Consider the following 24261-nt stretch of genomic DNA (forward strand, 5'->3'; position numbering starts at 1 on the left):
GTGGGAGAGCACGAAAAAACCGGCACAAGGAGTCCTTGATACCGGTTTTCACTCTTATCTGCGGCTGATCTCAGCAAATACTTTCTCAGCTGCCTGGATTGTGTTTTCAATATCTTCATCAGTATGGGCCGTTGAGAGGAAAAGACCTTCGAATTGTGATGGCGGAAGGAATACCCCTTCATTTGCCATCCCTTTATAATAGCTTGCGAACAGCTTCAAATCAGATGATTTCGCTGTTTCATAATTGATGACTGGTTCGTTTGTAAAGAAGAAACCGATCATCGAACCTGCACGGTTAAAGGTATGCGGAATGCCATGAGCCCCGGCGGTTTTTGAAATTCCTTCTTCCAGTCTGTCGCCTTTTTTGATGAAATTCTTGTAGGATTCAGGTGTCAGCTGTTTCAATGTCTCTAAGCCAGCCGTCATCGCAAGCGGGTTGCCTGACAATGTACCAGCTTGATAGATCGGACCGCTTGGAGCGATCTGCTCCATGATTTCTGCCTTTCCGCCATAAGCGCCGACAGGAAGTCCGCCCCCGATTACTTTTCCTAAACAAGTCAGATCAGGCGTTACGCCGAAGTAGCCTTGAGCGCAGTTATAATCGACCCGGAAGCCAGTCATCACTTCATCAAAAATCAGCAGGGAGCCGTACTGCTCAGTGATATCACGCAGACCCTGAAGGAAACCTTCTTGCGGCGGAACAACACCCATATTTCCGGCAACTGGCTCTACAATGACTCCCGCAATGTCTTCACCGAATTGCTGGAAAGCAAGCTTTACACTTTCTAAATCATTGTACGGAACGGTGATGGTGTTTTTCGCAATGCCTTCAGGCACCCCCGGGCTGTCAGGCAGACCGAGAGTGGCAACACCTGAACCAGCTTTAATCAAGAGAGAATCGCCGTGTCCGTGGTAGCAGCCCTCAAATTTTAAAATCTTGTTGCGGCCCGTATAGCCCCTTGCCAAACGGAGGGCACTCATTGTAGCCTCTGTTCCGGAGCTTACCATTCGTACAATTTCTACAGATGGCACACGATCAATGACGAGCTTAGCCAGTTCATTTTCTACTTCAGTCGGAGCACCAAAGCTTGTCCCGTATTCAGCCACTTTTTTGAGGCTTTCTACGACGCGGTCATTTGTATGCCCTAAAATTAAAGGCCCCCATGACAAGACGTAGTCAATATATTCATTCCCGTCAATATCAAAGATTTTCGAGCCTTTTCCGCGCTCCATAAAAATCGGGTCCATGTCTACCGATTTAAATGCGCGAACGGGACTGTTCACACCGCCCGGCATGAGTTTTTGCGCTTCTTTAAAAGCCGTTTTTGATTTTTCATAGCTTCTCATCTGCCTCAACTCCTGTCAACTGAATAAAATTACTCCGCAAGCCATTTCGCTGCGTCTTTCGCATGATACGTAATAATCAGGTCGGCACCCGCGCGCTTCATGCTTGTCAAAATTTCCAACACAATTTCTTTTTCTTTGATCCAGCCGTTCTGCGCTGCAGCCTTCACCATTGAATACTCTCCGCTTACATTATAAGCGACGAGCGGCAAAGTAAACTCATTTTTTACGTCACGCATGATATCCATATAAGAAAGCGAAGGTTTGACAATCAAAAAGTCCGCGCCTTCCTCAACATCTGATTGTGCTTCGCGGAGTGCCTCCATACGGTTGGCAGGGTCCATCTGATATGTTTTGCGGTCTCCGAATTGCGGTGTGCTGTTTGCTGCATCACGGAACGGACCGTAAAACTCACTTGAATATTTAACAGCGTAAGACATGATGGGAATATTGACGAATCCTTCTTTATCAAGTGCTTCTCTGATCACTGTAACAAATCCGTCCATCATGTTTGATGGCGCAATGATATCCGCACCTGCTTTCGCTTGGCTGACAGCTGTCTGCGCCAAAAGCTCCAGCGATTCATCATTGAGAATGACTCCGTCTTTGACAAGTCCGCAATGGCCGTGGTCTGTATATTCGCACAGGCACGTGTCAGCGACAACAACCATTTCAGGGAAGTGTTCTTTAATTTCTGTGATGGCTTTTTGGACAATTCCGTGATCATGGTACGCTTGTGTTCCGCAATCATCTTTTTCTTCCGGGATGCCGAACACGATAACAGATTGAATGCCCAGTTTGACCAGCTCCGCTACTTCATCCTTCAATAAATCTAATGATACATGGTGAACATCAGGCATTGACGGAACAGCTTTTTTGCCTTCCAGCCCTTCAACGACAAAAATCGGATATATAAAATCTGATGGATGCAAACGTGTTTCCTTTACCATTTCTCTCATTGCTTTTGATGTCCGCAGGCGGCGGTGTCTATTAAATGATTGACTCATATTCTCTCTTCCTCTCTTGACATGCTGCACATTAACTCAAGCATGCCATCTATTGTAAATGTATCAGGCGTATGCGATGTGATGCCGTACGTCAGAAGGGCATCATTTGTTAAAGGCCCAATGCTGATACAGGCCGTCCCATTCGCCTTCCACTTTTTTAATTCTTCTCCCAAGACATGCATAAACGTATGTACGGTTGATGAACTCGTAAATGTTACATAGTCAAAGGAATATTGACCCGCAGCGTCTTTCAATGCCTCAATGCCTTCTTCATCCGGAATCGTTTCGTAGAGAACCCATTCCTTTACTTCAAAACCGAGCGGGACAAGCTCTTGTTTTATCACATCACGTGACAAATTCCCTTTCATCACGGTAATGGTCTCCCCCGGTTCAGCATGCTGCTTAAGAGCGTCAGCCAATTGTTCAGCAATATACTCCTGTGGCATCACATCAACCGATACGTTATGCATTTTTAAACGGCGCGCGGTTTTTTCACCGACGGCTGCAATTTTTTTATGCGCAGGGAGAATAAGCTGATTTTCCTTCAGATAAGAAAAAAAGAAGTCTGCCCCGTTCACACTTGTAAAAACAAGCCAGCCTGGCGCGGCAAGATCCTCTCTTACCTGTTCCGCAACATCATTCGGCAAAGCGCGGCGAAACGTAATCAAAGAGGTTAAAACCGCTTTACCGCCAAGCGCCTCCACTTTTTGCTGAAATGATGCTGCCTGTGCCTTATTCCGGGTGACAAGCACTGTTTTTCCTTTCAACGGAAAATCATTTTCCATCCTCGTCAAGCTCCCGTTTTACACGATCAATTAAATCTTTTGCTCCTTTGTCAGCCATAAGAGCGGCACAGCGCTTTCCTACTTCCTCCGGATCGTTTCCGGTGACGGTTTCTTTAAAAATGATTTTGCCGTCAGGTGAAGCGACAAGACCTGTCATTTCAATTTCATCCTGTCCATTTAACACGGAGTAGCCCGCGATCGGAACCTGGCAGCCGCCCTCCATCGCGTTTAAAAAAGCACGTTCCGCTAAGACAGTCCGTTTTGTATATTCATCTGTAAACTGAGAAAACAACGCCAACAGCTCTTCATCCGATTCTCGGCACTCAATCGCCAGGGCTCCCTGCCCCACAGCAGGCAAACAGCGCTCAGGCTCAAGGAATTCGGTTACGACATCTTGCTTCCAACCCATTCTGGAAAGGCCGGCAGCCGCTAAAATAATTGCGTCATAATCCTCTGTTTCCAGCTTTTGAAGTCTTGTATCTATATTACCTCTAATCCATTTAATTGTAAGGTCAGGGCGCTCAATCAAAAGCTGCGCGCTTCTTCTTAAACTGCTTGTGCCAATGACAGCACCTTTCTTCATTTCTGAAAGCTTTACGCGATTCTTTGAAATAAGGGCATCACGCGGGTCCTCCCGTTCAGGAATACAGCCGATCACAAGGCCTTCAGGCAAAACAGCAGGCATGTCCTTCATGCTGTGCACTGCCATATCAATCTCTTCGTTTAAAAGCGCCTGTTCAATTTCTTTGACAAAAAGCCCTTTTCCACCCACTTTTGAGAGTGTAACATCGACAATCCGGTCGCCCTTTGTCACGATCTCTTTAATTTCAAAAGCAAACGAAGGATTGATTTCCTTCAGTTTTTGAATAACCCATTTTGTTTGAGTCATAGCGAGTTTGCTCCGTCTGGAACCTACTTTAATCGTTCTCATCATTTCTTTCCTCCCGAATCTGCTTGGGACATCGTTTAACTGAACCAATGGAATTGCGACAGGCTTCCAAGCAGGAAATAATTGATCATCAGCACCAGAAAACAAGCCGTATTCCACAGTGCAGCGACCTTTCCTTGCAGCTCCTTAATCAGCCTGATATAAAGATAATAGCTGTACAGCAGCAGGACGACAAACGAACCAAGCACTTTGGCGTCAAACCAATACAGCGTTTCTAGTGAGACATACGCCCAAATGACGCCGAGAATCAAACTCAGCAGCAGCATCGGAACCCCAATGACATTTAAAACATACGCCATATAATCAAGCTTAGATAAATCTTCTATTCTCAACAGCCATTTTCCCCACTTTTTCTTTTTCAGCAGATGATATTGAAACATATATAGCACAGAAAAAACGAAAGAAAGGGAAAAAGCGCCGTATGAAAGAATCGCCATTGTAATATGAATCACCAAAAGCTCGGATACAAGCTGCCCGGAAAAAGCAGCTGACTGCTGCTCTGTCGGTGAAAATGTGTGAATGGCGATCATAGAAAATCCTATAACATTTGTAAAAAACACGATAAAGTCAACACGTAAAAGCTTTGTCAGTACAAGTGACAGCGTGACAAGCACCCAGGCATAAAAATAAAGTGCCTCTGTCACATTTAATACCGGAAACCGCCCCGTCACCCACATAAAATAGGCCAAATACACGGTTTGCAGAGTCCAGACAATAGAAAGCAACCAGAAGGCCATTTTTCCAGCCTTCCGGTTGTGTTGAAGAAAATCTATAAAATAAAAGAGTACACTTAACGCGTAAATGACGATTGTCCCCTCATTAAGTCTTGCCATTGCAGTATCAATCATTCAGCTTTCACTCACTTACAAGTGGGCTAAAGCCCGCTTTTGATTCAGCCTTCTTAAAAGAGTGGACCTTCTGGCTGCTTTCAACGGTTTTCATCATTTGACGGCCCGCAGCTTCTTCAATATCAAAAATCTGCATAAACAACGCGAGCTTTTCTTCAGAATCAGCATCTGCCGCAAGCTCTTTCACCTTTAAAATCGGATCACGAAGCATTTGGTTAATAATACTTTTGGTGTGTTTGTTCAACAGTTTTTTCTCTCTTGTGCTTAAGTGAGGCAGCTTACGCTCAATGCTGTCCATCGTTTCTGACTGGATGGCAAGCGCCTTTTCGCGCAATGCAGAAATAACAGGCACAACACCAAGTGTATTCATCCATTGTTTAAATTCCACAATGGTTTCTTCAATTAACAGTTCAACTTTTTCAGCTGTTTCTCTCCGCTCTTTCATGTTCGCTTCTACAATGCCTTCCAGATCGTCGATATCATAAAGAAAAACACCTTCAAGATCATTCAGCGCCGGATCAAGATCTCTAGGCACGGCAATGTCGACCATAAACAGCGGACGTCCCTTGCGAAGCTTATTCGCGTTTTCCATCATCTCTTTGGACACGACAAATTCACTTGCACCGGTTGAACTGATTAAAATATCAGCCTCCGCAAGCGCGCTTTCAAGCTGATTCAAGCTTCTCGCTTCACCTGAAAAACGGTCTGCAAGCTCCTTCGCTTTCAAGTATGTTCGGTTAATGACAGTGACCTTGCCGATTCCCTGTCCGTGCAGGTTTTCCGCAGCAAGCTCGCCCATTTTTCCCGCACCGAGAATCAATATGTGCTTGCTTGAAAGATTTCCGAAGATTTTTTTGGCAAGTTCAACTGCAGCATAGCTTACTGACACCGCATTTGAGCCAATGTCTGTTTCGGCGTGAGTCCGTTTGCCCACTGTAACTGCCTGCTTAAACAGCTCATTAAAAATAGTCCCGATCGTTTTTTCTTGCTGAGCTGTTTTAAAGCTGTCGCGTACCTGTCCGAGAATCTGCGTTTCGCCAATCACCATAGAATCAAGTCCGCAGGCTACACGGAATAAATGCTCAACAGCGGCATCGCTCTCATAAAACGTTAAGAACGGTGACAGCTCTTCTTTGCTTAATTGAAACCAATCAGCTAAAAACTTTTTTATATAATAACGGCCGGTATGAAGCTGGTCGACTACCGCATAAATTTCAGTGCGGTTGCAGGTTGAGACAATGATGTTTTCAAGAATGCTTTTCTCTTCTTTCAGCTGCACCATTGCTTCTGCCAGCTCATTCGGCTGAAAACTTACTTTTTCACGTATCTCAATAGGGGCGGATTTATAATCTACTCCCACAACAAGTATATGCATCGCTCTAATTACACCCCCAACACCCAATCTTAATTTATAATCATTCTAACATAGAACTCATTATTTATAATAATTATAACATAGTTTCTTTCACAAAATGTGAACAGATTTTAAAATTCTTATGCTATATTAGAAAAAGCTTCAGGGAAAAGAAGCATTCCTATTGACAATACCAAAAACAGCAGAAATTTACTACACATCAGCTCTAAAAAACAAGAAGGTGATATGCATGAAACAAAAATCAATTTTATTCCCTTGTCTGCTGCTTGCCGCTTCTGTATATGCATGGCTAGAAAGCGGCCAAGCCGAACTGTTTTCAGGGCAGGATCAATGGCCTGTTCTCCTCATGCTGTTAGGCGCAGCCTTTGTATATCAAGGAAAAAAAGAAGCCGTCACACCCCATTTTTTTATCGGTTTGCTTCTCTTCGGGATCGGTTTACACTTTTTTGCCAAGCCGAAATGGGTATGGTGGCCGGATGATTTTGAAATGCTCCTCTTTATGATCGGCTTCTCACTTCTCGTTTCAACCGTTCAAAAAAAAGAATATGTATATGAAGCTGTGTCGATGATTTGTTTTTCCCTGTTTTTGTACTTTTTCAAACAAATTATGGCATGGCTTGAGTCTGCGCATATTCCAACAGCGCTTCTGAAGGAGTATTGGCCGTTTGTCTTTATTGGAATCAGTTTATTGTTATTATTGATAAAACGAAAAAAATCTATACGATAAATAAAACCGGTAGAGGATCCTCTACCGGTTTATCATTTTTTTGATCGCTCCCCAAGCTTCGTCTTTTCCCTTTTTCGTTTCTGAAGAAAAGAGGATCAGCTCGTCTTCCGGATCAATATTTAATGTTTGTCGGACAACCTTCGCGTGTTTGTCCCATTTACCTTTCGGGATCTTATCCGCCTTTGTAGCGATAACAATAACAGGAATGCCGTAATACTTTAAAAATTCATACATCTGTACATCATCATTAGATGGCGCATGCCGCAAATCAACGATCTGCACCACAGCTTTTAATTCCTCGCGTGTCGTGATATAGGTTTCAATCATTCTGCCCCATGCTTCACGCTCAGACTTTGACACTTTGGCAAAACCGTAGCCCGGCACATCCACAAAATGCAGCTCATCATTGATAATGTAGAAATTAAGCGTTTGTGTTTTTCCCGGCTTTGATGACGTTCTCGCAAGATTTTTGCGATTGATTAATGAATTGATAAAAGACGATTTTCCTACGTTCGATCTTCCGGCCAATGCGATTTCCGGAAGCCCCCCTTCAGGGTACTGTTCCGGTTTTACTGCACTGATCACGATTTCTGACTTTGTGACTTTCATTTCTTCTCTCCTACTAAGGCATGTTCCAAAACCTCGTCTAAGTGGGACGCCAATATAAATGTCAGCCCCTCCCTGACGCTTTCCGGAATATCCTCTATATCTTTTTCATTATCTTTAGGCGCAATAATGGTCGTTAATCCCGCTCTATGTGCGCCAAGCGCTTTTTCCTTTAAGCCGCCGATCGGCAGCACGCGCCCGCGAAGCGTGATTTCCCCAGTCATGCCGACTTCACGCGAAACCGCCCGTCCCGTTAAAGCAGAAACAAGCGCTGTTGCCATCGTAATACCGGCTGACGGACCATCTTTTGGCACCGCACCCTCTGGTACATGTATATGAATATCATACTTCTCATGAAAGTCAGGTTCAATGCCAAGTTCTTCTGTTTTGGATCGCACATAGCTGAATGCAGCCTGAGCAGACTCTCTCATAACATCTCCGAGCTTTCCTGTCAGGATTAATTTCCCTTTTCCCGGTGAAAGCGATACTTCAATCGAAAGCGTATCTCCGCCAACGGTTGTATACGCAAGCCCTGTCACTACACCAACTTGATCCTCTGTTTCAGCTTGTCCATATCTGAAAATGCGTTTTCCGATAAAATCTTGAAGGTTCTTCTCAGTAACCGTAATTCGTTTTCGCTCTTCAGCAACAATGGCTTTTGCAGCTTTACGGCAAATTGCGGCAAGCTGGCGTTCAAGGCTTCTTACACCCGCTTCTCTCGTATAGTAACGAATAATATCAAGAATCGCCTGATCACGCAGCTGAAGATTGCTTTTCTTCAGCCCGTGTTCTTTGATTTGCTTTGGAAGCAAGTGATCCTTTACAATTTCAAGTTTTTCTATTTCTGTGTAGCCTGCGATATTAATAATTTCCATTCTGTCTCTGAGCGGGCCCGGGATTGTGGCCAAATTGTTCGCCGTTGCGATAAACAGCACTTTGGATAAATCAAAGGTTTCTTCAATATAGTGATCACTGAAGCTGCTGTTTTGCTCTGGATCAAGCACTTCAAGCATAGCGGATGATGGGTCTCCTCTAAAATCAGATGACATTTTGTCAATTTCGTCTAATAAGAAGACCGGATTCAGCTTGCCCGCTTTTTTCATCCCTTGAATAATACGTCCAGGCATTGCTCCGACATAGGTCCGTCTGTGTCCGCGTATCTCTGATTCATCCCGAACTCCTCCGAGTGAGATTCTGACGAATTTGCGTCCCAAGCTTTTTGCAATTGATTTGGCTAAAGACGTTTTTCCGACACCTGGAGGTCCTGCCAAACAGAGAATCGGGCCTTTCAGGGATTTTGTCAGCTTCTGGACAGCCAAATATTCTAAAATACGTTCTTTTACTTTTTCAAGCCCGTGGTGCTCTTCGTCCAAGAGACGTCCTGCTTCTTTCAAATCAAGCTTATCATCTGTTTCATCCGTCCACGGAAGAGCAACCAGCCAGTCGATATAGTTGCGGATCACAGAGCTTTCCGCAGAACTTGACGGAATTTTTTCATATCTGTTCAATTCTTTAAGCGCTGTTTCTTTCACATGATCAGGCATGCCTGCTTCTTCGATTTTTTCCGTCAGCGTCTGAACTTCGCCAGTTTTGCCTTCTTTATCGCCAAGCTCTTTTTGGATCGCCTTCATTTGTTCACGCAAGTAGTATTCCTTCTGCGTACGCTCCATCGAACGTTTGACGCGCTGGCCGATTTTTTTCTCAATCTCCAGCACTTCTTTTTCATTATTAATAAAATCAATGACCTTGTTCAGCCTGTCTTTGACATCAGCCGTTTCTAAAATATCCTGCTTATCCTTTAGTTTAAGGGGCAGATGAGAAGCAACGATGTCTGCCATTCTCCCCGGCTCTTCGATATCAGTAACCGCAGCGTACGTTTCGGCCGAGATTTTTTTAGAAATTTTTATGTACTGATCAAAGTGGTCTAGCAAAGTCCGCATCAATGCTTCGTCTTCTGTATCTTTTGAATCATCTTCATGAATAAGTTGAATGTCAACCGACGTGTAATCCTCGTGTTCATTGTATTTGACGATATGGGCGCGCTTGAGGCCCTCCACCAACACACGAATCGTACCGTTCGGAAGCTTCAGCATTTGCTTAATTTTTGTATAGGTGCCGACAGTGAAAATCTCGTCTTCACCAGGTTCGTCTATCGAAATATCCTGCTGAGTGGCTAAAAATATCATATGATCATGCATCATTGCCTGTTCAAGAGCCTGAACCGACTTGTCACGTCCTACATCTAAATGCAAAACCATCGTCGGGTACACTAATAAACCTCTTAAAGGGAGGAGCGGGATGCTGCGTTTTAATTCTTCTGCCATGTGACTGACACCTCCGTGACTTTAGTATGAACCATTATAATACAACTTTTTCATCCTTGTACAATAAACGGCATGGTTCCATTTTCTATAAAACAGTCTCCTCGTAGTATACCCTTTCTTTCTGATATGAAAAAGGAAAAGATGTCCTTCATGAAAAAAACCCTATTATCAAAATAGGGTTTAAACGGATTCTTTATTGATTTCGATATGAAACGGTTTTTGTTCCGTTGGCGGATTCACCAAAATTTCATCAAGCACTTCTTGGAACGTCTTCACTGCAATAATCTCGATCCCGTCAATCTGCTTTAAGATGGCCTGCTGATTTTCATATGGGATAATCACCTTTTTCGCACCGGACTGCTTGGCCGCTTTTATTTTCGGAATGACGCCTCCGATGGGTTTCACAAGACCGTTCAGGCTGATTTCGCCCGTCATCGCAACGGTATTGTCAATAGGAATTTTGTGTATCGCCGAGAAAATCCCCGCCGCCATCGCAATGCCTGCTGACGGCCCATCAATCGGAATCCCTCCTGGGAAATTGATGTGAATATCATAATCAGAAGGCTTCATTCCCATTGTCCGGAGCACGGTTAATACATTTTCAACCGAACCCTTCGCCATGCTTTTTCGCCTGATCGATTTTGATTGGCTGCCGATGCTTTCTTCTTCAGCTATTCCTGTGATGTTAATTGATCCTTTATCTTGAGCCGCGGTTACACTTACTTCGATTTCCAGAAGCGATCCGCTGTTAGGCCCATAGACTGCAAGCCCATTTACAATGCCAACCTGTGGTTCAACACCGATTTTTTGCTCGTGCTTTGGAGTAAGCTGACTGGAGTGAATGACCCATTCAATATCCTCAATCGTAATGTCCTTTCGATTCTCCGTTACAGCCATCCCCGCTGCGATTTGAATCATATTGACGGCTTCCCGCCCGTTCCGCGTGTAGCTGGTCAAAAGATCCAGTCCTTCTTCGGAGATATTTTTTTCAATTTTATCCGCTGCTGTTTTGGCAACCGTTTTCAGCTCGTCCTTTTCAAGCTCGCGGAAAAAAACCTCCAAACAGCGGGACCGGATAGCTGGCGGAATTTCGTTTGGCATTCTCGTGGTCGCGCCAATCAAGCGAAAATCAGCCGGCAGCCCATTTTGAAAAATATCATGAATATGATTCGGAATTTGTGTATTTTCCTCACTGTAATACGCACTGTCTAAAAAGACTTTTCTGTCCTCAAGCACCTTCAGCATTTTATTCATTTGAATAGGATGCAGCTCCCCTATTTCATCAATAAACAGCACACCGCCATGGGCATGGGTGACAGCTCCCTGCTTCGGCTGCGGAATCCCAGCCTGTCCCATCGCTCCGGCCCCTTGGTATATCGGGTCATGGACAGAGCCGATGAGCGGATCGGCAATTCCTCTTTCATCAAAACGGGCTGTTGTCGCATCGAGTTCCACAAAGACAGCCTGCTCTTTAAACGGTGATTGTTTATGTTTTTTTGCTTCTTCCAACACAAGCCGCGCAGCAGCCGTTTTCCCAACTCCCGGTGGCCCATAGACAATCACATGCTGAGGATTTGGCCCGCATAAAGCCGCCTTTAATGCTTTAATGCCGTCTTCCTGTCCGACGATATCTTTAAAGCTTTTGGGGCGGACCTTCTCAGATAATGGCTCGGACAAGCTGATAGCGCGCATTTTCCGAAGCTGCTCCATTTCCTTCTTTGATTCTTTATCTATCGTGACCTTTTGTGTCCTTTGATTTTTAAGCAAATTCCAAAAATACAAACCGATGATGATCCCAAAAAACAGCTGAATAAATAACGCGATCCCTGTCCAACTCATGGTGGTCCCTCCTGAAAAACAATTTATGTATCCAATTCATTCCTCTGATTGCTAGTATCTCCCATAGAAGACGGGAATAAACGTTTTTCCGGAAGAGTTGCATGCAAAAAAACCTCCTGAGTGTTACCACTCAGGAGGTTTGTGCTTATCTTTATGCAGATGTTTTATCTTGGCTTACCTCAGTGCCGTCTTTTAATAAGAGGCGAGGAGGCTCTCCGTGTGTCACAGTTGCCCCGGTGATTACACATTTTTCAATGTCATCACGAGAAGGCAGCTCAAACATCACATCAAGCATGATGCCTTCAATGATAGAACGGAGTCCGCGTGCTCCAGTCTTGCGTTCAATTGCTTTTTTAGCAATTTCAGAAAGCGCTTCTTCTTCAAACTCAAGCTCAACGTTGTCAAGCTCAAGCATTTTCTTGAATTGCTTAACAAGAGCGTTTTTCGGTTTTGTTAAGATCGCAACCAATGCTTCTTCGTCAAGCTTTTCAAGGCTTGCAATAACCGGAAGACGTCCGATAAATTCAGGAATTAACCCGAAACGGAGCAAATCTTCTGGAAGCACTTTTGAAAGAAGATCTTCTTTCTCAAGATCAGCAGCTTTATTGTCGGCACCGAATCCAATCACTTTTTGGCCTAAACGGCGTTTGATGATTTGTTCGATACCATCGAAAGCTCCGCCGCAAATGAACAAAATATTTGTTGTGTCAATTTGAATGAATTCTTGATGAGGATGCTTACGTCCACCTTGAGGCGGTACGCTTGCCACTGTACCCTCAAGAATTTTAAGCAATGCCTGCTGTACACCCTCACCTGACACATCACGTGTGATAGACGGGTTTTCAGATTTTCTAGCCACTTTATCGATTTCATCAATATAGATAATGCCTTTTTCGGCTTTTTCCACATCATAATCAGCAGCTTGGATGAGCTTCAAGAGAATATTCTCTACATCTTCACCCACGTATCCAGCTTCAGTCAAAGATGTAGCGTCCGCAATCGCAAACGGCACATTTAAAATGCGAGCCAATGTTTGCGCCAGAAGGGTTTTACCGCTTCCCGTAGGGCCGATTAATGAAATATTACTTTTTGAAAGCTCAACATCATCAACTTTGCTGTTGGAGTTAATGCGCTTATAGTGGTTATACACAGCAACAGCAAGTGATTTCTTCGCTTGATCTTGGCCGATGACATATTCATTCAAAATTTCGCGAATTTCCTGAGGCTTTGGTACGTCTTTAAATTCTACTTCTTCTTCTGTTCCGAGTTCTTCCTCTACAATTTCAGTGCAGAGTTCGATACATTCGTCACATATATATACACCAGGTCCAGCTACAAGCTTACGAACCTGATCTTGTGTTTTTCCACAGAACGAGCATTTTAATTGTCCTTTTTCCTCGTTAAATTTAAACATTCTTTCACCCCTTAATCTTGTCTCACTTTTTCTTTTACCGGCAGAGCAAAAGAAAATGATTCTTGAAACGAACGAGTATGTATTGCATTTTACCATACTTTCCAAAAAGACGGTAACAATGTGTTTCTGACTTGCACATTCTATATGTATGACAAAAAACAGCCCTGCATTAACTATATTGCCCCAAGAAAAAGAGATAACTCATAATTGTACAAAACAAGGCACGAATGATTCGCGCCCTGTTTTATTAGTACTATTATTATGCACCATATTAACGGTTTTCTACAAGAAAATCAATTGCTTTGCGAACTTTTAAATCTTCTTTCATCGCGTCAGTAGAACCGATGGCTTGTTTAATATTTTCAACAGGCATGTTGTATGCTTCAGCCATTTTTGTAAGCTCAGCATCAACTTCCTCATCTGATACTTCAAGGTTTTCCGCTTTCGCAATCGCCTCAAGAGTCAGGTTAGATTTTACGCGTTTTTCAGCATCTTCTTTCATTTGCTCTTTAAGCGCAGCTTCATCTTGGCCTGAGAATTGAGTGTAAAGCTCAAGGTTCATGCCTTGCATTTGCAGACGCTGTTCGAATTCTTTCAGCATGCGGTCAAGCTCAGTGTCGACCATTGCTTGAGGCACATCGATTTCAGCATTTTCAGAAGCTTTCAGAACAAGCTCTTCACGCAATTTAGCGTCAGCTTCGTTTTCTTTTGCTTCTTCTAAACGTTTCTTTGTTTTTTCAGTTAATTCAGCAAGTGTTTCCACTTCTTCATCGATATCTTTTGCGAATTCATCGTCAAGCTCAGGAAGCTCTTTCGCTTTGATTTCGTGAATTTTCACTTTAAACACAGCTGGTTTGCCTGCAAGATCTTCAGCGTGGTACTCCTCAGGGAATGTCACTTCAACATCCTTCTCAGCACCTGCTTCAAGGCCAACTAATTGATCTTCGAAGCCAGGGATGAATGAACCAGAACCTACTTCTAGAGAGTAGTTTTCAGCTTTTCCGCCTTCGAAAGCTTCGCCGTCAACGAATCCTTCGAAATCAAGAACAACTGTGTTTCCTTCTTCAACGGCGCCTTCTTCTTTTACAACAAGCTCAGCTTGACGCTCTTGAAGGGCTTTTAGTTCGTTTTGAACATCTTCGTCAGTTACAGTTGTGTCGTCTTTTTCAATGCCCAGGCCTTTGTATTCGCCAAGCTTCACTTCAGGTTTTACTGTTACTTTCGCAGTGAAGATTAAGCTTTCGCCTTTTTCGATTTTTTCAACATCGATTTCAGGACGGTCTACAGGCTCGATTCCAGCTTCTTCAACCGCTTTAGGGTATTCTACAGGAAGAAGAATATCCAAAGCATCTTGGTAAAGAGCTTCTACGCCAAAGCGCTGTTCGAATAATCCGCGAGGAATTTTACCTTTACGGAATCCAGGAATTGAAACTTGTTTTACTACTTTTTTAAATGCATCATCAAGTGCTGTTTTAAACGTTTCAGCATCAACTTCAACCGTTAAAACGCCTTCGTTGCCTTCTTGTTTTTCCCATTTTACAGACATGTGTTTCCCTCCAAAAATCTATTCAGGTTGTGTCGGTCTTCCATTCTAAAGCAATCATTCGGCTTCGTCCAACAAAAACAAAGCTGCCAAAGATCAGAATCATTATGTATAGATGTTAATAATGAACTGCAAAGCCTGTCCAACCGTATTTCTTATAACCCGTTATACACAAATACAACCACTATATTATAACATAACACATAGCGCTTTCAACTATATGGCGCGATTTACAAATAAGAAATTTCTTCAATATCTTTTAACATTGTGCAAGCTTCATCGAGTTCTCTGTCTGTAAATTCATACATCATATGAAGTTCTTCGCTTTCAATTTCAATCCCGTGCATCTCGTAACCGACTTTATGAAGGGCAGCCGCCCAAAGGTCAGCCGACAGCAATTTCGGCTGGAACGGATATAAAACGTACAAATGTCTTCTCCACAATTCTTCTACTGCTGCATATAAGGTTGGATTTTCATTTCCAAGTGTCTCATCTAGCACCCTGAGAACACGGTGAAGAATCGGCGCGGCATCAGGCGGAACAATCTCTGACGGTTCAATTGTCAACGACTCGCCAAATTTACTAATGTGTACAGGTTTACTGTACTCATGCTCAGCCAACAGCATGACAATCATCGTTTTGATAATCGGATGGGCTGAGGGGTCTTGGAGGATTGTTTTGAGCAATCCTGTATACTTTGCTACGTTACGGTCTTTTAAGGAATGAATGAGATTCATTTGCTCCTCAGGGCTTGCCAGCACTTTCTCGGTGTCAATTGTATCCTCATATTCTTCGGCCCAAGCCTCGTCCTCACGATCCGGATCGGTCATTTTCCGGCTGAAATCCAGCAGCTTATAAAATTGCTCGGCACTTTCTGCCGGCAGCTGATTTTCTTCCAAAACGGCTTCAATGGTGCTTTTGACTTCTTCGTACTTTTTGAGCTGAATTAAGATGGTCATGTACACCTGCAAAACCGTAAAATAATGGCCATAACCTTCTTTGAGCATCTTCTCGCACACGCTTTCTGCCTCTTCCAGCTCGCCCAGCTCTAAAAAGCAGATGGCCATCCCTAAGTGAAGATCGGATTCAGTATCATCATATTTCATCGCTTCTGAAAACAGTTCAAGCGCTTCTTGATACTTTTTTTCCTTGAGTGATGACATCCCTTTTTCCACAAGGCGGTCTTTCAGATGAGGAAAAGGAATAATTTTTGCGTTTTTCTTGTCATGCGTCATACCTATATTCCTTTCAGGCATTTATTTTGTTCAAGTGTATCAACACCTGTGAACAAAAACAAGAAATGAAAGGTTTCACCAGGCAAAAAAAGCCGCCGGACAAATACCGGCCGCTTTTTCAGGCTTGAAGCCAAGAGCTTCTTTGTGATTCAAATTGCTTGATTTCATCTTCCAGCAGCAGCGTTAATGAAATTTCATCATATCCGTTGATCAGCATCTCTTTCCAATGCGGATCAACTTCAAATGAAATTTGATTGCCTTCACTGTCATGAATCAGCTGATTTTCAAGGTCAACAGTCATTTGCAATGACTGGTTTTCATACTGGCCGACAAGCTGTTTCCAATTGTCATATGGCATGCGGATCGGAAGCATGCCGTTTTTAAAGCAGTTCTGATGGAAAATATCAGCGAATGACGGCGCAATGATAATTTTAAACCCATAATCATCAAGTGCCCACGGAGCGTGTTCACGCGATGACCCGCAGCCGAAGTTTTCTCCTGCTATTAAAATGGAAGCTCCTTGATAAACAGGCTGGTTTAATTCAAATTCAGGGTTCGGTTCACCATTCGCATCATATCTCCAGTCAAAGAATGCAAAACGTCCGTAGCCTGTTCTTTCAATCCTCTTCAAAAATTGCTTAGGAATAATCTGGTCTGTATCCACATTGATCCGATTTAATACGGCTGCTTTCCCCGTATGTGATTTCAAAGGTTCCATCTCGCGCACTCCTTACACAACTGTTTTTTCCTGATAAAACTTTCTGACATCAACGAAGTGTCCGTGAATGGCAGCCATCGCAGCCATTGCCGGGCTGACGAGATGTGTTCTTGCACCTTTTCCTTGTCTGCCCTCGAAGTTGCGGTTAGAGGTTGATGCACAGCGCTCTCCCTCAGGAACAACATCATTATTCATACTCAAACACATGCTGCAGCCTGACTCTCTCCATTCAAATCCAGCTTCCAAGAAAATCTGGTCAAGCCCTTCTTTTTCAGCCTGAAGCTTCACGCTTTGGGATCCGGGCACGACGATGGCCCTTACGCTGTCAGCTACCTTCTTCCCTTTGATCATGTCAGCAGCCTGTCGAAGGTCAGTCATGCGGGAATTTGTGCAGGAACCGATAAATACGTGCTCCACTTTAATGTCTTCAATTTTTTGGTGAGGAGTCAATCCCATATATTCATAAGCACGAATCGCTTCTTTTTTATCGTCTTCTGCAGAAAAGCTTTCCGGCGCAGGAACTTCAGAATCGACAGGAAGAACCATTCCCGGGTTAATGCCCCATGTCACCATAGGGGAAATTTTGTTGCCGTCAAGGACGATAGATTTATCGTAAACAGCGCCCGGGTCTGTGCGCAGCGCCTTCCATTCCTCTACGGCCTTGTCAAATTCTTCGCCTTTTGGCGTGTACTTGCGATTTTTGCAATATTCAAACGTCACCTCGTCAGGTGCAATCAAACCTGCTCTTGCTCCTGCTTCAATTGACATGTTACAAACAGTCATTCGTTCATCCATCGTCATATTTCTGAATACTTCCCCAGTGTATTCAATGACGTAGCCTGTGCCGAATTTCACACCGTATTTGCCGATGACAGCAAGGATGACATCCTTTGCCGTTACCCCTTTTTGAAGCGTTCCATCTACGCGCACTTCAAGTGTTTTTGGACGCTGCTGCCAAAGTGTCTGTGTGGAAAGGACATGTTCAACTTCACTCGTCCCGATTCCAAATGCAAGAGCGCCGAAAGCGCCATGTGTTGATGTATGACTGTCACCGCACACAATCGTTTTCCCTGGAAGCGTTAAGCCTAGTTCAGGTCCGACGACATGGACAATCCCTTGATCCACACTGTGAAGATCGGCAAGGCGCACGCCAAATTCCTCACAGTTTCTTTCAAGCGCCGTTACCTGGCGTTTCGCAACTTCATCCTTTATCTCAAAACGATTGACAGTCGGGATGTTGTGGTCCATTGTCGCAAATGTGTTTTGGGGTCTTCTGACCTTTCTTCCCTTTTGTCTCAAGCCTTCAAATGCCTGAGGAGACGTCACCTCATGAATGAGGTGCAAATCAATATAGAGAAGATCCGGCTTTCCCTCACCATGTTTTACAATATGCTGATCCCAAATCTTTTCGATGATTGTTCGAGGCATCATCTTTTATTTCCTCCCTCTACCTAGAGCTAAGACCGCTTAACGTAAGCTGTCACACATTAGAAATTGTATTTTCACTCATGATTGCTGCCTTAACTTCCTCTGTAATGGCCTGAGTGCTGCTGAACTCTTCACTCCGTGCCAAGTCTCTTGTTCTTTTTCCAGAAGCCAAGACTTTGTTTACCGCATCTTCTACAGCTTTCGCTTCCTCTTCAAGCCCGAAAGATGTTCTCAAAAGCATTGCCGCTGACAATATGGCTGCGAACGGATTTGCCATCCCTTTACCGGCAATATCAGGCGCGGAGCCATGAACAGGTTCAAACAGATGAAGGCCAGAGCTTGATAGGCTGGCTGACGGGAGCATTCCGAGCGAGCCTGTAAGCATGGACGCTTCATCGCTTAAAATATCACCGAACATATTTTCAGTCACCACGACATCAAATTGATTCGGTGCATAAATTAGCTGCATGGCCGCGTTATCCACAAGCATGTGCTCAAGCTTCACATCAGGAAATTCTTGTGCAACGTCCTCAGCCACTTCACGCCACAGCCGGCTTGATTCAAGAACATTCGCTTTATCTACAGAGGTCACTTTGCCTTTTCTGGCTGCCGCCATTTTGAAGCCCTCTCTGATCACTCGTTCAATTTCCGTTCGCTTATAAAACAGTGTATCTACTGCTTCCTGCTCACCTTCAGTGTTTACATAACGTTTGCTCGGCTGGCCGAAATACAAGCCGCCTGTGAGCTCACGAACGATAACGAAATCAACATTATCTATATATTCTTTTTTCAAAGGCGAAGCGTCAGAAAGGCTTTCAAATACCTTCACAGGCCGCAAATTCGCAAACAAATCAAGCTGTTTTCTGATGCTGAGCAGCCCTTTTTCCGGTCTCAGTTCCGAAGGATTTTGATCCCATTTCGGTCCGCCGACAGCACCAAGCAATATCGCGTCTGCATTTTTACAAGCAGCAACGGTTTCCTCCGGGAGGGGGTTATGATGTTCATCAATAGCCGCCCCTCCAATCAGGCCATATTCAAATTCAAATTCATGGTTAAAGCGTTCGGCAACACTTTTCAGTACGTCTGTCGCTGATTCTAATACTTCAGGGCCGATCCCGTCTCCGGGCAATAGAGCAATACGTTTCTTCAAGTTAACCGTTCTCCTTTCTTTTATGATCCGACAGCTGTGTGGTTTTTCAATCCGCTCATATTCGACTGGAAAACCAATTGACGGTTTACTGCGTTCAAATAGGCTTTCGCTGATGCTTCTAATACGTCTTGCGCTATGCCCCGCCCTGCTGATTCTTTTCCGTTCACCAAAACTCTTACATACACCTGGGCAAATGCATCTTCGCCTTTTCTATTAGACTGAATGCGGTAGTCTAAGAGCTCCACATCCTTATCGATGCAGCGCTCAAGCGTATTGTAGATTGCTTCCACGCTTCCAGCTCCAGTTGCAGCTTCCTGAATAAGCTGTGCGTTTTCTTGATTTTTCAAAGATAGAGTAGCCGTAGGGACCTGACTTGTTCCGTAATGTACTTGCAGAGAAAGAAATTCATACCCAATCTTGCGATCTGTTACTTTTTCTTCTAAAATAAGAGAAACAAGATCCTCATCAGTGATTTCTTTTTTCTTCTCAGTCAACTCTTTGAACATCGTAAAGAATTTATTAATCTCTTCACTGTCAAATTGGAATCCTAAAGCAGTCAGCCGGTCTTTAAATGCGTGGCGTCCGGAATGTTTACCTAGGACAAGCGCATCTGCGGTTACGCCGACAAGCTCCGGTGAAATAATTTCATAAGTCGATTTTTCCTTTAAAAAGCCGTCCTGATGGATGCCTGATTCATGAGCAAATGCATTATCTCCAACAACCGCTTTGTTGCGCGGGACAGCCATGCCTGTCAGTTTGCTTACTAAATCACTTGTTCTCTTAATCTCGTTCAGCGTAATACCTGTTTCGACTTGGTAGAAATCTTTTCTGGTATGGAGGGCTACGGCAATTTCCTCTAATGCCGCGTTTCCGGCTCTTTCACCGATCCCGTTCACAGCGCATTCGATTTGATCAGCGCCATTTTCAATCGCAGCAAGAGAGTTTGCGACTGCCATTCCCAAATCATCATGACAGTGGGCTGAAAGCTTTGCTTTGTGAATGTTCGGAACGTTTTCTTTCATATATTTAAAGATATTTCCGTATTCCGCCGGGGCCAGGTAGCCGACAGTGTCCGGAAGATTGATAACACTGGCGCCTGCGTCAATCACTTTCTCGACGATTTCTGCTAGAAACGGCAGTTCAGTGCGGCAGGCATCTTCAGCTGACCATTGCACAATCGGAAAACGTTCTTTTGCGTATTTCACCATTCCAACTGCTCTTTCAATGACTTGTTCACGTGTCATTTTCAGCTTGTGCTTCAAATGAATGTCCGATGTCGCGATAAATACATGAATTCTTGGTTGAGCGCCATCCTTTAACGCTTCCCAAGCAGCATCAATATCACCTTTTACACAACGGGCCAGACCAGTTACTGAACAATTTTTAATGGTTCTTGCGATTTCCTGAACAGCTAAAAAGTCACCTCGGGACGAAGCGGGAAATCCCGCTTCAATGATGTCTGCCCCGAGTCTTTCGAGCTGCTTAGCTATGGCAAGTTTCTCCTGTGTATTCAAGTTCACTCCAGGGGACTGTTCACCATCACGAAGCGTCGTATCGAAAAAATTAATTTTGCGCAACGGAGACCACCGCTTCCTTCTTCTTGCCTTGTTTCACAAACGGCATCATTTCACGAAGCTTTCTTCCCACTACTTCGATTTGATGTTCGTTCTCGCTTGCATTGATAGCGTTGAAACGAGGACGGTTTACTTGGTTTTCGACGATCCACTCTTTTGCGAATGTACCGTTTTGGATATCTTTTAATACTTCTTTCATAGATTCTTTTACTTTGGCGTCCACAACGCGAGGGCCTGATACGAAATCTCCCCACTGTGCTGTGTCAGAGATTGAATATCTCATTCCTGCAAGTCCTTCTTCGTACATAAGGTCTACGATTAATTTCAGCTCATGAAGACACTCGAAGTATGCAAGTTCAGGCTGATAACCTGCTTCAGTTAAGGTTTCAAATCCGGCTTTGACAAGCGCGCTTAATCCGCCGCAAAGAACTGCTTGCTCACCGAACAAATCTGTTTCTGTTTCTTCTTTAAATGTCGTTTCTAATACGCCCGCTCTTGCGCCGCCGATTCCTTTAGCATAAGCGAGGGCTTTGTCTCTTGCTTCTCCAGTCACATCTTGATAGATTGCGAACAATGCAGGTACGCCAGCTCCTTGCTCATATGTTCTTCTTACCAAGTGTCCCGGGCCTTTAGGGGCCACTAAGAATACATCTACATCCGCCGGAGGAACAATTTGATGGAAATGCACGTTAAATCCATGAGCGAATACTAATGATTTTCCTGCTGTCAATTCATCTTTGATTTCAGCTTCGTATACTTTTTGCTGCTGCTCATCCGGAAGCAGAACCATGATGATTTCGGCTTGGGCTGCCGCTTCTTTTACTGAAAATACTTTATGTCCGTCTTCTTGGGCTTGAGTGAAAGATTTTCCTTGTCTAACACCGACGATCACGTCTACTCCGCTTTCTTTAAGGTTCAGGGCATGTGCGTGGCCTTGCGAACCGTACCCGATAACCGCTACTGTTTTTCCAGCCAATACGTTCTCTTTGATATCACCGTTATAATATACTTTTACCATTTCAATCTCTCCCTTGTTATGTTTTATACAATAGATATTGTTTTATTGGATGACGCCTTTTGCTGGGTTCCCCTCGCAAAAGCCGTTGTACCTGTTCTCGCGATTTCTTTAATGCCATAAGGTTTTAATAACTCAATAAGCGCTTCAATTTTGTTAGATTCACCTGTCACCTGAACAACGATGCTGTCTCTGCTGACATCAACGACAGAGGCTCTAAACGGTTCTATGATTCCATTAATCTCTGTTCTTGTTGAAGGTGCGGAGACAACCTTGATTAAGGCCAGCTCCCTCTGGACAATCGATTGATTTGTGATGTCTGTGACTTTCAGCACATCAATCTGTTTGTTGAGCTGTTTCGTTAACTGTTCAACATCATTTTCACCTTCAACATGAACGACGAAGGTGATTCTGGAAACGCCGGCTGTTTCTGTGTGTCCAACTGTAATGCTTTCAATGTTGTAATGCCTTTTTGTGAATAGACCGGTGATCCGGTTTAACACCCCGGAGCGGTTCACCACAGTCAATGTGATAATTCTTTTCAAGGTTTCACCCCCACCATTTCATGCAGCCCTTTCCCCGGAGCCACCATCGGGAATACTTTTTCTTCGCTGGCAACCCGCACGTCAATGACAACAGGTTCTCTTGATGTTAATGCCTCTTCCAGCTTTTCCTTTGCTTCCGCTTCTGATGAAATTCTGATGCCTTTAATGCCGTATGCTTCGGACAATTTGACGAAGTCAGGCTGAGAAGCGAATTTAGATTCTGAATAACGTTCTTCATAGAAAATTTCCTGCCACTGTCTGACCATTCCGAGACAAGCGTTATTTAAAATCACTACCTTGACCGGAAGATTTAATTCGCGAATAACATCGAGTTCTTGAAGCGTCATTTGGAATCCGCCGTCTCCGACAACCGCGACAACAGTAGCATCTTTTTCGGCCAGCTGTGCGCCGATCGCCGCCGGAAGACCGAATCCCATCGTTCCAAGTCCGCCTGACGTGACCCATTTATCTGCTTTTTGGAACGGATAAAATTGCGCTGACCACATTTGATGCTGGCCTACATCCGTTGCGACAATGGCCTCTCCTTTTGTAAATTGATGAATATATTCAATCAATTTCTGAGGTTTAAAACCTTCTTCTTCATTATCTACATACCAGAGCGGATACTCTTCTTTCCATTCTGCGAGCTGTTTTTTCCATTCGCTTGAATCGCTTTGTTTGCCGTCTTGTTTGATCAGCTCCTGCAGGACAATTTTGCTGTCTCCGACTACAGGAATCTGTGTTTTCATGATTTTTCCGATTTCAGCTGGATCAATATCGATGTGGGCTATCTTTGCGTTTCTGGCAAAGTGTTTCAGGTTTCCTGTGACACGGTCATCAAAACGGGCGCCGATACTGATTAATAGATCACATTCATGAAGGGCCATATTGGCTGTATAAGTACCGTGCATTCCCGCCATCCCTAGGAAAAGCGGATGGTCAGCCGGGAAGCCTCCGAGCCCCAAAAGGGTGTGTGCCACAGGGATTTGCTGCTGTTCAGCATAATTTTTTAATTCTTCTGACGCTTTTCCGTGCAGTACGCCCGCACCCGCCAGGATCACCGGTTTTTTCGCACTGCTCACGGCTTCCACAAGCTTGCGGATCTGCAAATAATTCGGCTCTGTTGTCGGCTGGTATCCCGGGAGATTCATCTCATGATCGTAGCTGAATTCTCCTTCAATTGTTGCTACATCTTTCGGAATATCAATCAATACAGGTCCGGGTCTTCCAGTTGTTGCAATATGGAACGCTTCTTTAATGATGCGCGGCAGATCTTCCGGCTGGCGAACCTGGTAGCTGTGTTTTGTTACTGGCATCGTAATCCCTAAAATGTCTGCTTCCTGAAATGCATCGCTCCCGATTACAGAGGTTGCTACCTGCCCTGTAAAGACGACTAACGGCAATGAATCAATCATGGCATCAGCAAGGCCTGTAACAAGGTTTGTCGCTCCCGGCCCTGACGTGGCAATGACGACACCCGGTTTTCCGGAGACCCTTGCGTATCCCTCCGCTGCATGAATTGCTCCTTGTTCGTGACGGGGAAGGATATGTACCAACCCTGAATTGTATAGCTTATCGTAAATCGGAAGCACAGCCCCGCCCGGATAACCGAAGATCATTTCTACTTTCTCTTTTTTTAATGATTCAATCAGCATTAATGCTCCGCTCATCGTCTGTGTACATTCGGCAGATGCTGAATCCACCTGTACATTAGTCCCCATTTTAGTTCCTCCTTTTGGATTTTCATCCTTTAAAGATCATCTTTTCATTAGCTAGATAGCTGATTATTCAATAAAAAAAGCCCTTCCGCCCACAATCAGCCGCGCAGTAACTGC

The 24261-nt window shown here is 44.2% G+C and carries 20 protein-coding genes; 1 reads left to right on the forward strand and 19 read right to left on the reverse strand.

Going from position 1 to position 24261, the window contains the following annotated elements:
* Positions 1-54 precede the first annotated feature (54 nt).
* Genes hemL through hemA form a run of 6 tightly spaced genes read right to left on the reverse strand, consistent with a single transcriptional unit; the run spans position 55 to position 6308 of the window.
* Positions 55-1347 carry a glutamate-1-semialdehyde 2,1-aminomutase gene (gene hemL, locus BSU_28120; protein NP_390690.1) on the reverse strand — a complete coding sequence of 431 codons (1293 nt, stop codon included), beginning with the start codon at positions 1345-1347 and terminating at the stop codon, positions 55-57.
* A gap of 29 nt (positions 1348-1376) precedes the next feature.
* Positions 1377-2351, reverse strand: coding sequence for a delta-aminolevulinic acid dehydratase (porphobilinogen synthase) (gene hemB, locus BSU_28130; protein ID NP_390691.1), 975 nt, complete (start codon positions 2349-2351; stop codon positions 1377-1379).
* Positions 2348-3136: a uroporphyrinogen III cosynthase gene (gene hemD, locus BSU_28140; protein NP_390692.1), complete on the reverse strand. Its 789-nt coding sequence runs from the start codon at positions 3134-3136 to the stop codon at positions 2348-2350. Before hemD ends, hemB begins: the two co-directional genes overlap by 4 nt.
* Entirely contained in the window at positions 3126-4070 is a 945-nt protein-coding gene (gene hemC, locus BSU_28150; protein NP_390693.1) for a porphobilinogen deaminase (hydroxymethylbilane synthase), read from the reverse strand. The genes hemD and hemC overlap by 11 nt, the downstream gene beginning before the upstream one ends.
* A gap of 32 nt (positions 4071-4102) precedes the next feature.
* Positions 4103-4933 carry a negative effector of the concentration of glutamyl-tRNA reductase HemA gene (gene hemX, locus BSU_28160; protein NP_390694.2) on the reverse strand — a complete coding sequence of 277 codons (831 nt, stop codon included), beginning with the start codon at positions 4931-4933 and terminating at the stop codon, positions 4103-4105.
* A 7-nt stretch (positions 4934-4940) separates the two neighbouring features.
* Positions 4941-6308, reverse strand: coding sequence for a glutamyl-tRNA reductase (hemA, locus tag BSU_28170; protein NP_390695.1), 1368 nt, complete (start codon positions 6306-6308; stop codon positions 4941-4943).
* 229 nt (positions 6309-6537) lie between these two features.
* Here hemA and ysxD point away from each other — a divergent pair, with 229 nt between their 5' ends.
* Positions 6538-7035 carry a putative integral inner membrane protein gene (gene ysxD / locus BSU_28180; RefSeq protein NP_390696.2) on the forward strand — a complete coding sequence of 166 codons (498 nt, stop codon included), beginning with the start codon at positions 6538-6540 and terminating at the stop codon, positions 7033-7035.
* Positions 7036-7056: 21 nt separating this feature from the next.
* On the opposite strand, the gene engB is transcribed toward ysxD, so the two are convergent.
* The 13 genes from engB to ilvB form a co-directional block, all read right to left on the reverse strand.
* Positions 7057-7644 (reverse strand): GTPase involved in ribosome 50S subunit assembly (maturation of the central 50S protuberance), encoded by a 588-nt coding sequence (engB, locus tag BSU_28190; protein ID NP_390697.1) that lies wholly within the window; start codon positions 7642-7644, stop codon positions 7057-7059.
* A complete protein-coding gene (gene lonA, locus BSU_28200; protein ID NP_390698.1) occupies positions 7641-9965 on the reverse strand; it encodes a class III heat-shock ATP-dependent LonA protease in 2325 nt (774 codons plus the stop codon). The genes engB and lonA overlap by 4 nt, the downstream gene beginning before the upstream one ends.
* 180 nt (positions 9966-10145) lie before the next feature.
* On the reverse strand, positions 10146-11804 hold the full coding sequence (gene lonB / locus BSU_28210) for a spore-specific ATP-dependent protease LonB (RefSeq protein NP_390699.1): 1659 nt from the start codon (positions 11802-11804) through the stop codon (positions 10146-10148).
* 151 nt (positions 11805-11955) lie between these two features.
* Complete coding sequence (gene clpX / locus BSU_28220; protein NP_390700.2) at positions 11956-13218, reverse strand: protein unfolding ATPase required for presentation of proteins to proteases; Maxwell's demon; 1263 nt, start codon at positions 13216-13218, stop codon at positions 11956-11958.
* Positions 13219-13489: 271 nt separating this feature from the next.
* Complete coding sequence (tig, locus tag BSU_28230; RefSeq protein NP_390701.1) at positions 13490-14764, reverse strand: prolyl isomerase (trigger factor); 1275 nt, start codon at positions 14762-14764, stop codon at positions 13490-13492.
* A gap of 227 nt (positions 14765-14991) precedes the next feature.
* Positions 14992-15996: a putative hydrolase gene (gene ysoA / locus BSU_28240; RefSeq protein ID NP_390702.2), complete on the reverse strand. Its 1005-nt coding sequence runs from the start codon at positions 15994-15996 to the stop codon at positions 14992-14994.
* 118 nt (positions 15997-16114) lie between these two features.
* Positions 16115-16714, reverse strand: a complete 600-nt coding sequence (leuD, locus tag BSU_28250; RefSeq protein ID NP_390703.1) for a 3-isopropylmalate dehydratase (small subunit) — start codon at positions 16712-16714, stop codon at positions 16115-16117.
* A 12-nt stretch (positions 16715-16726) separates the two neighbouring features.
* Complete coding sequence (leuC, locus tag BSU_28260; protein NP_390704.1) at positions 16727-18145, reverse strand: 3-isopropylmalate dehydratase (large subunit); 1419 nt, start codon at positions 18143-18145, stop codon at positions 16727-16729.
* Between the two features lie 49 nt (positions 18146-18194).
* Positions 18195-19292: a 3-isopropylmalate dehydrogenase gene (gene leuB / locus BSU_28270; protein NP_390705.2), complete on the reverse strand. Its 1098-nt coding sequence runs from the start codon at positions 19290-19292 to the stop codon at positions 18195-18197.
* 20 nt (positions 19293-19312) lie between these two features.
* Positions 19313-20869: a 2-isopropylmalate synthase gene (gene leuA / locus BSU_28280; protein ID NP_390706.1), complete on the reverse strand. Its 1557-nt coding sequence runs from the start codon at positions 20867-20869 to the stop codon at positions 19313-19315.
* A complete protein-coding gene (ilvC, locus tag BSU_28290; RefSeq protein ID NP_390707.1) occupies positions 20856-21884 on the reverse strand; it encodes an acetohydroxy-acid isomeroreductase (NADP-dependent) in 1029 nt (342 codons plus the stop codon). Before ilvC ends, leuA begins: the two co-directional genes overlap by 14 nt.
* Before the next feature lie 23 nt (positions 21885-21907).
* Complete coding sequence (gene ilvH, locus BSU_28300) at positions 21908-22426, reverse strand: acetohydroxy-acid synthase (small subunit) (protein ID NP_390708.2); 519 nt, start codon at positions 22424-22426, stop codon at positions 21908-21910.
* Positions 22423-24147, reverse strand: coding sequence for an acetohydroxy-acid synthase (large subunit) (gene ilvB, locus BSU_28310; protein NP_390709.1), 1725 nt, complete (start codon positions 24145-24147; stop codon positions 22423-22425). The genes ilvH and ilvB overlap by 4 nt, the downstream gene beginning before the upstream one ends.
* Between the last annotated feature and the right edge of the window lie 114 nt (positions 24148-24261).

Origin of the sequence: Bacillus subtilis subsp. subtilis str. 168 (assembly GCF_000009045.1) — a bacterium.
Taxonomy (GTDB): Bacteria; Bacillota; Bacilli; order Bacillales; family Bacillaceae; genus Bacillus; species Bacillus subtilis.

Coding starts and splice junctions, on each gene's coding strand:
- leuC (NP_390704.1), bottom strand. CDS start 18,145: ATGATGCCTCGAACAATCATCGAAAAGATTTGGGATCAGCATATTGTA.
- lonB (NP_390699.1), bottom strand. CDS start 11,804: ATGAGTTGGACAGGGATCGCGTTATTTATTCAGCTGTTTTTTGGGATC.
- hemL (NP_390690.1), bottom strand. CDS start 1,347: ATGAGAAGCTATGAAAAATCAAAAACGGCTTTTAAAGAAGCGCAAAAA.
- ysxD (NP_390696.2), top strand. CDS start 6,538: ATGAAACAAAAATCAATTTTATTCCCTTGTCTGCTGCTTGCCGCTTCT.
- hemD (NP_390692.1), bottom strand. CDS start 3,136: ATGGAAAATGATTTTCCGTTGAAAGGAAAAACAGTGCTTGTCACCCGG.
- hemA (NP_390695.1), bottom strand. CDS start 6,308: ATGCATATACTTGTTGTGGGAGTAGATTATAAATCCGCCCCTATTGAG.
- ysoA (NP_390702.2), bottom strand. CDS start 15,996: ATGACGCATGACAAGAAAAACGCAAAAATTATTCCTTTTCCTCATCTG.
- tig (NP_390701.1), bottom strand. CDS start 14,764: ATGTCTGTAAAATGGGAAAAACAAGAAGGCAACGAAGGCGTTTTAACG.
- engB (NP_390697.1), bottom strand. CDS start 7,644: ATGAAAGTCACAAAGTCAGAAATCGTGATCAGTGCAGTAAAACCGGAA.
- clpX (NP_390700.2), bottom strand. CDS start 13,218: ATGTTTAAATTTAACGAGGAAAAAGGACAATTAAAATGCTCGTTCTGT.
- leuD (NP_390703.1), bottom strand. CDS start 16,714: ATGGAACCTTTGAAATCACATACGGGGAAAGCAGCCGTATTAAATCGG.
- lonA (NP_390698.1), bottom strand. CDS start 9,965: ATGGCAGAAGAATTAAAACGCAGCATCCCGCTCCTCCCTTTAAGAGGT.
- hemB (NP_390691.1), bottom strand. CDS start 2,351: ATGAGTCAATCATTTAATAGACACCGCCGCCTGCGGACATCAAAAGCA.
- ilvB (NP_390709.1), bottom strand. CDS start 24,147: ATGGGGACTAATGTACAGGTGGATTCAGCATCTGCCGAATGTACACAG.
- ilvC (NP_390707.1), bottom strand. CDS start 21,884: ATGGTAAAAGTATATTATAACGGTGATATCAAAGAGAACGTATTGGCT.
- hemC (NP_390693.1), bottom strand. CDS start 4,070: ATGATGAGAACGATTAAAGTAGGTTCCAGACGGAGCAAACTCGCTATG.
- hemX (NP_390694.2), bottom strand. CDS start 4,933: ATGATTGATACTGCAATGGCAAGACTTAATGAGGGGACAATCGTCATT.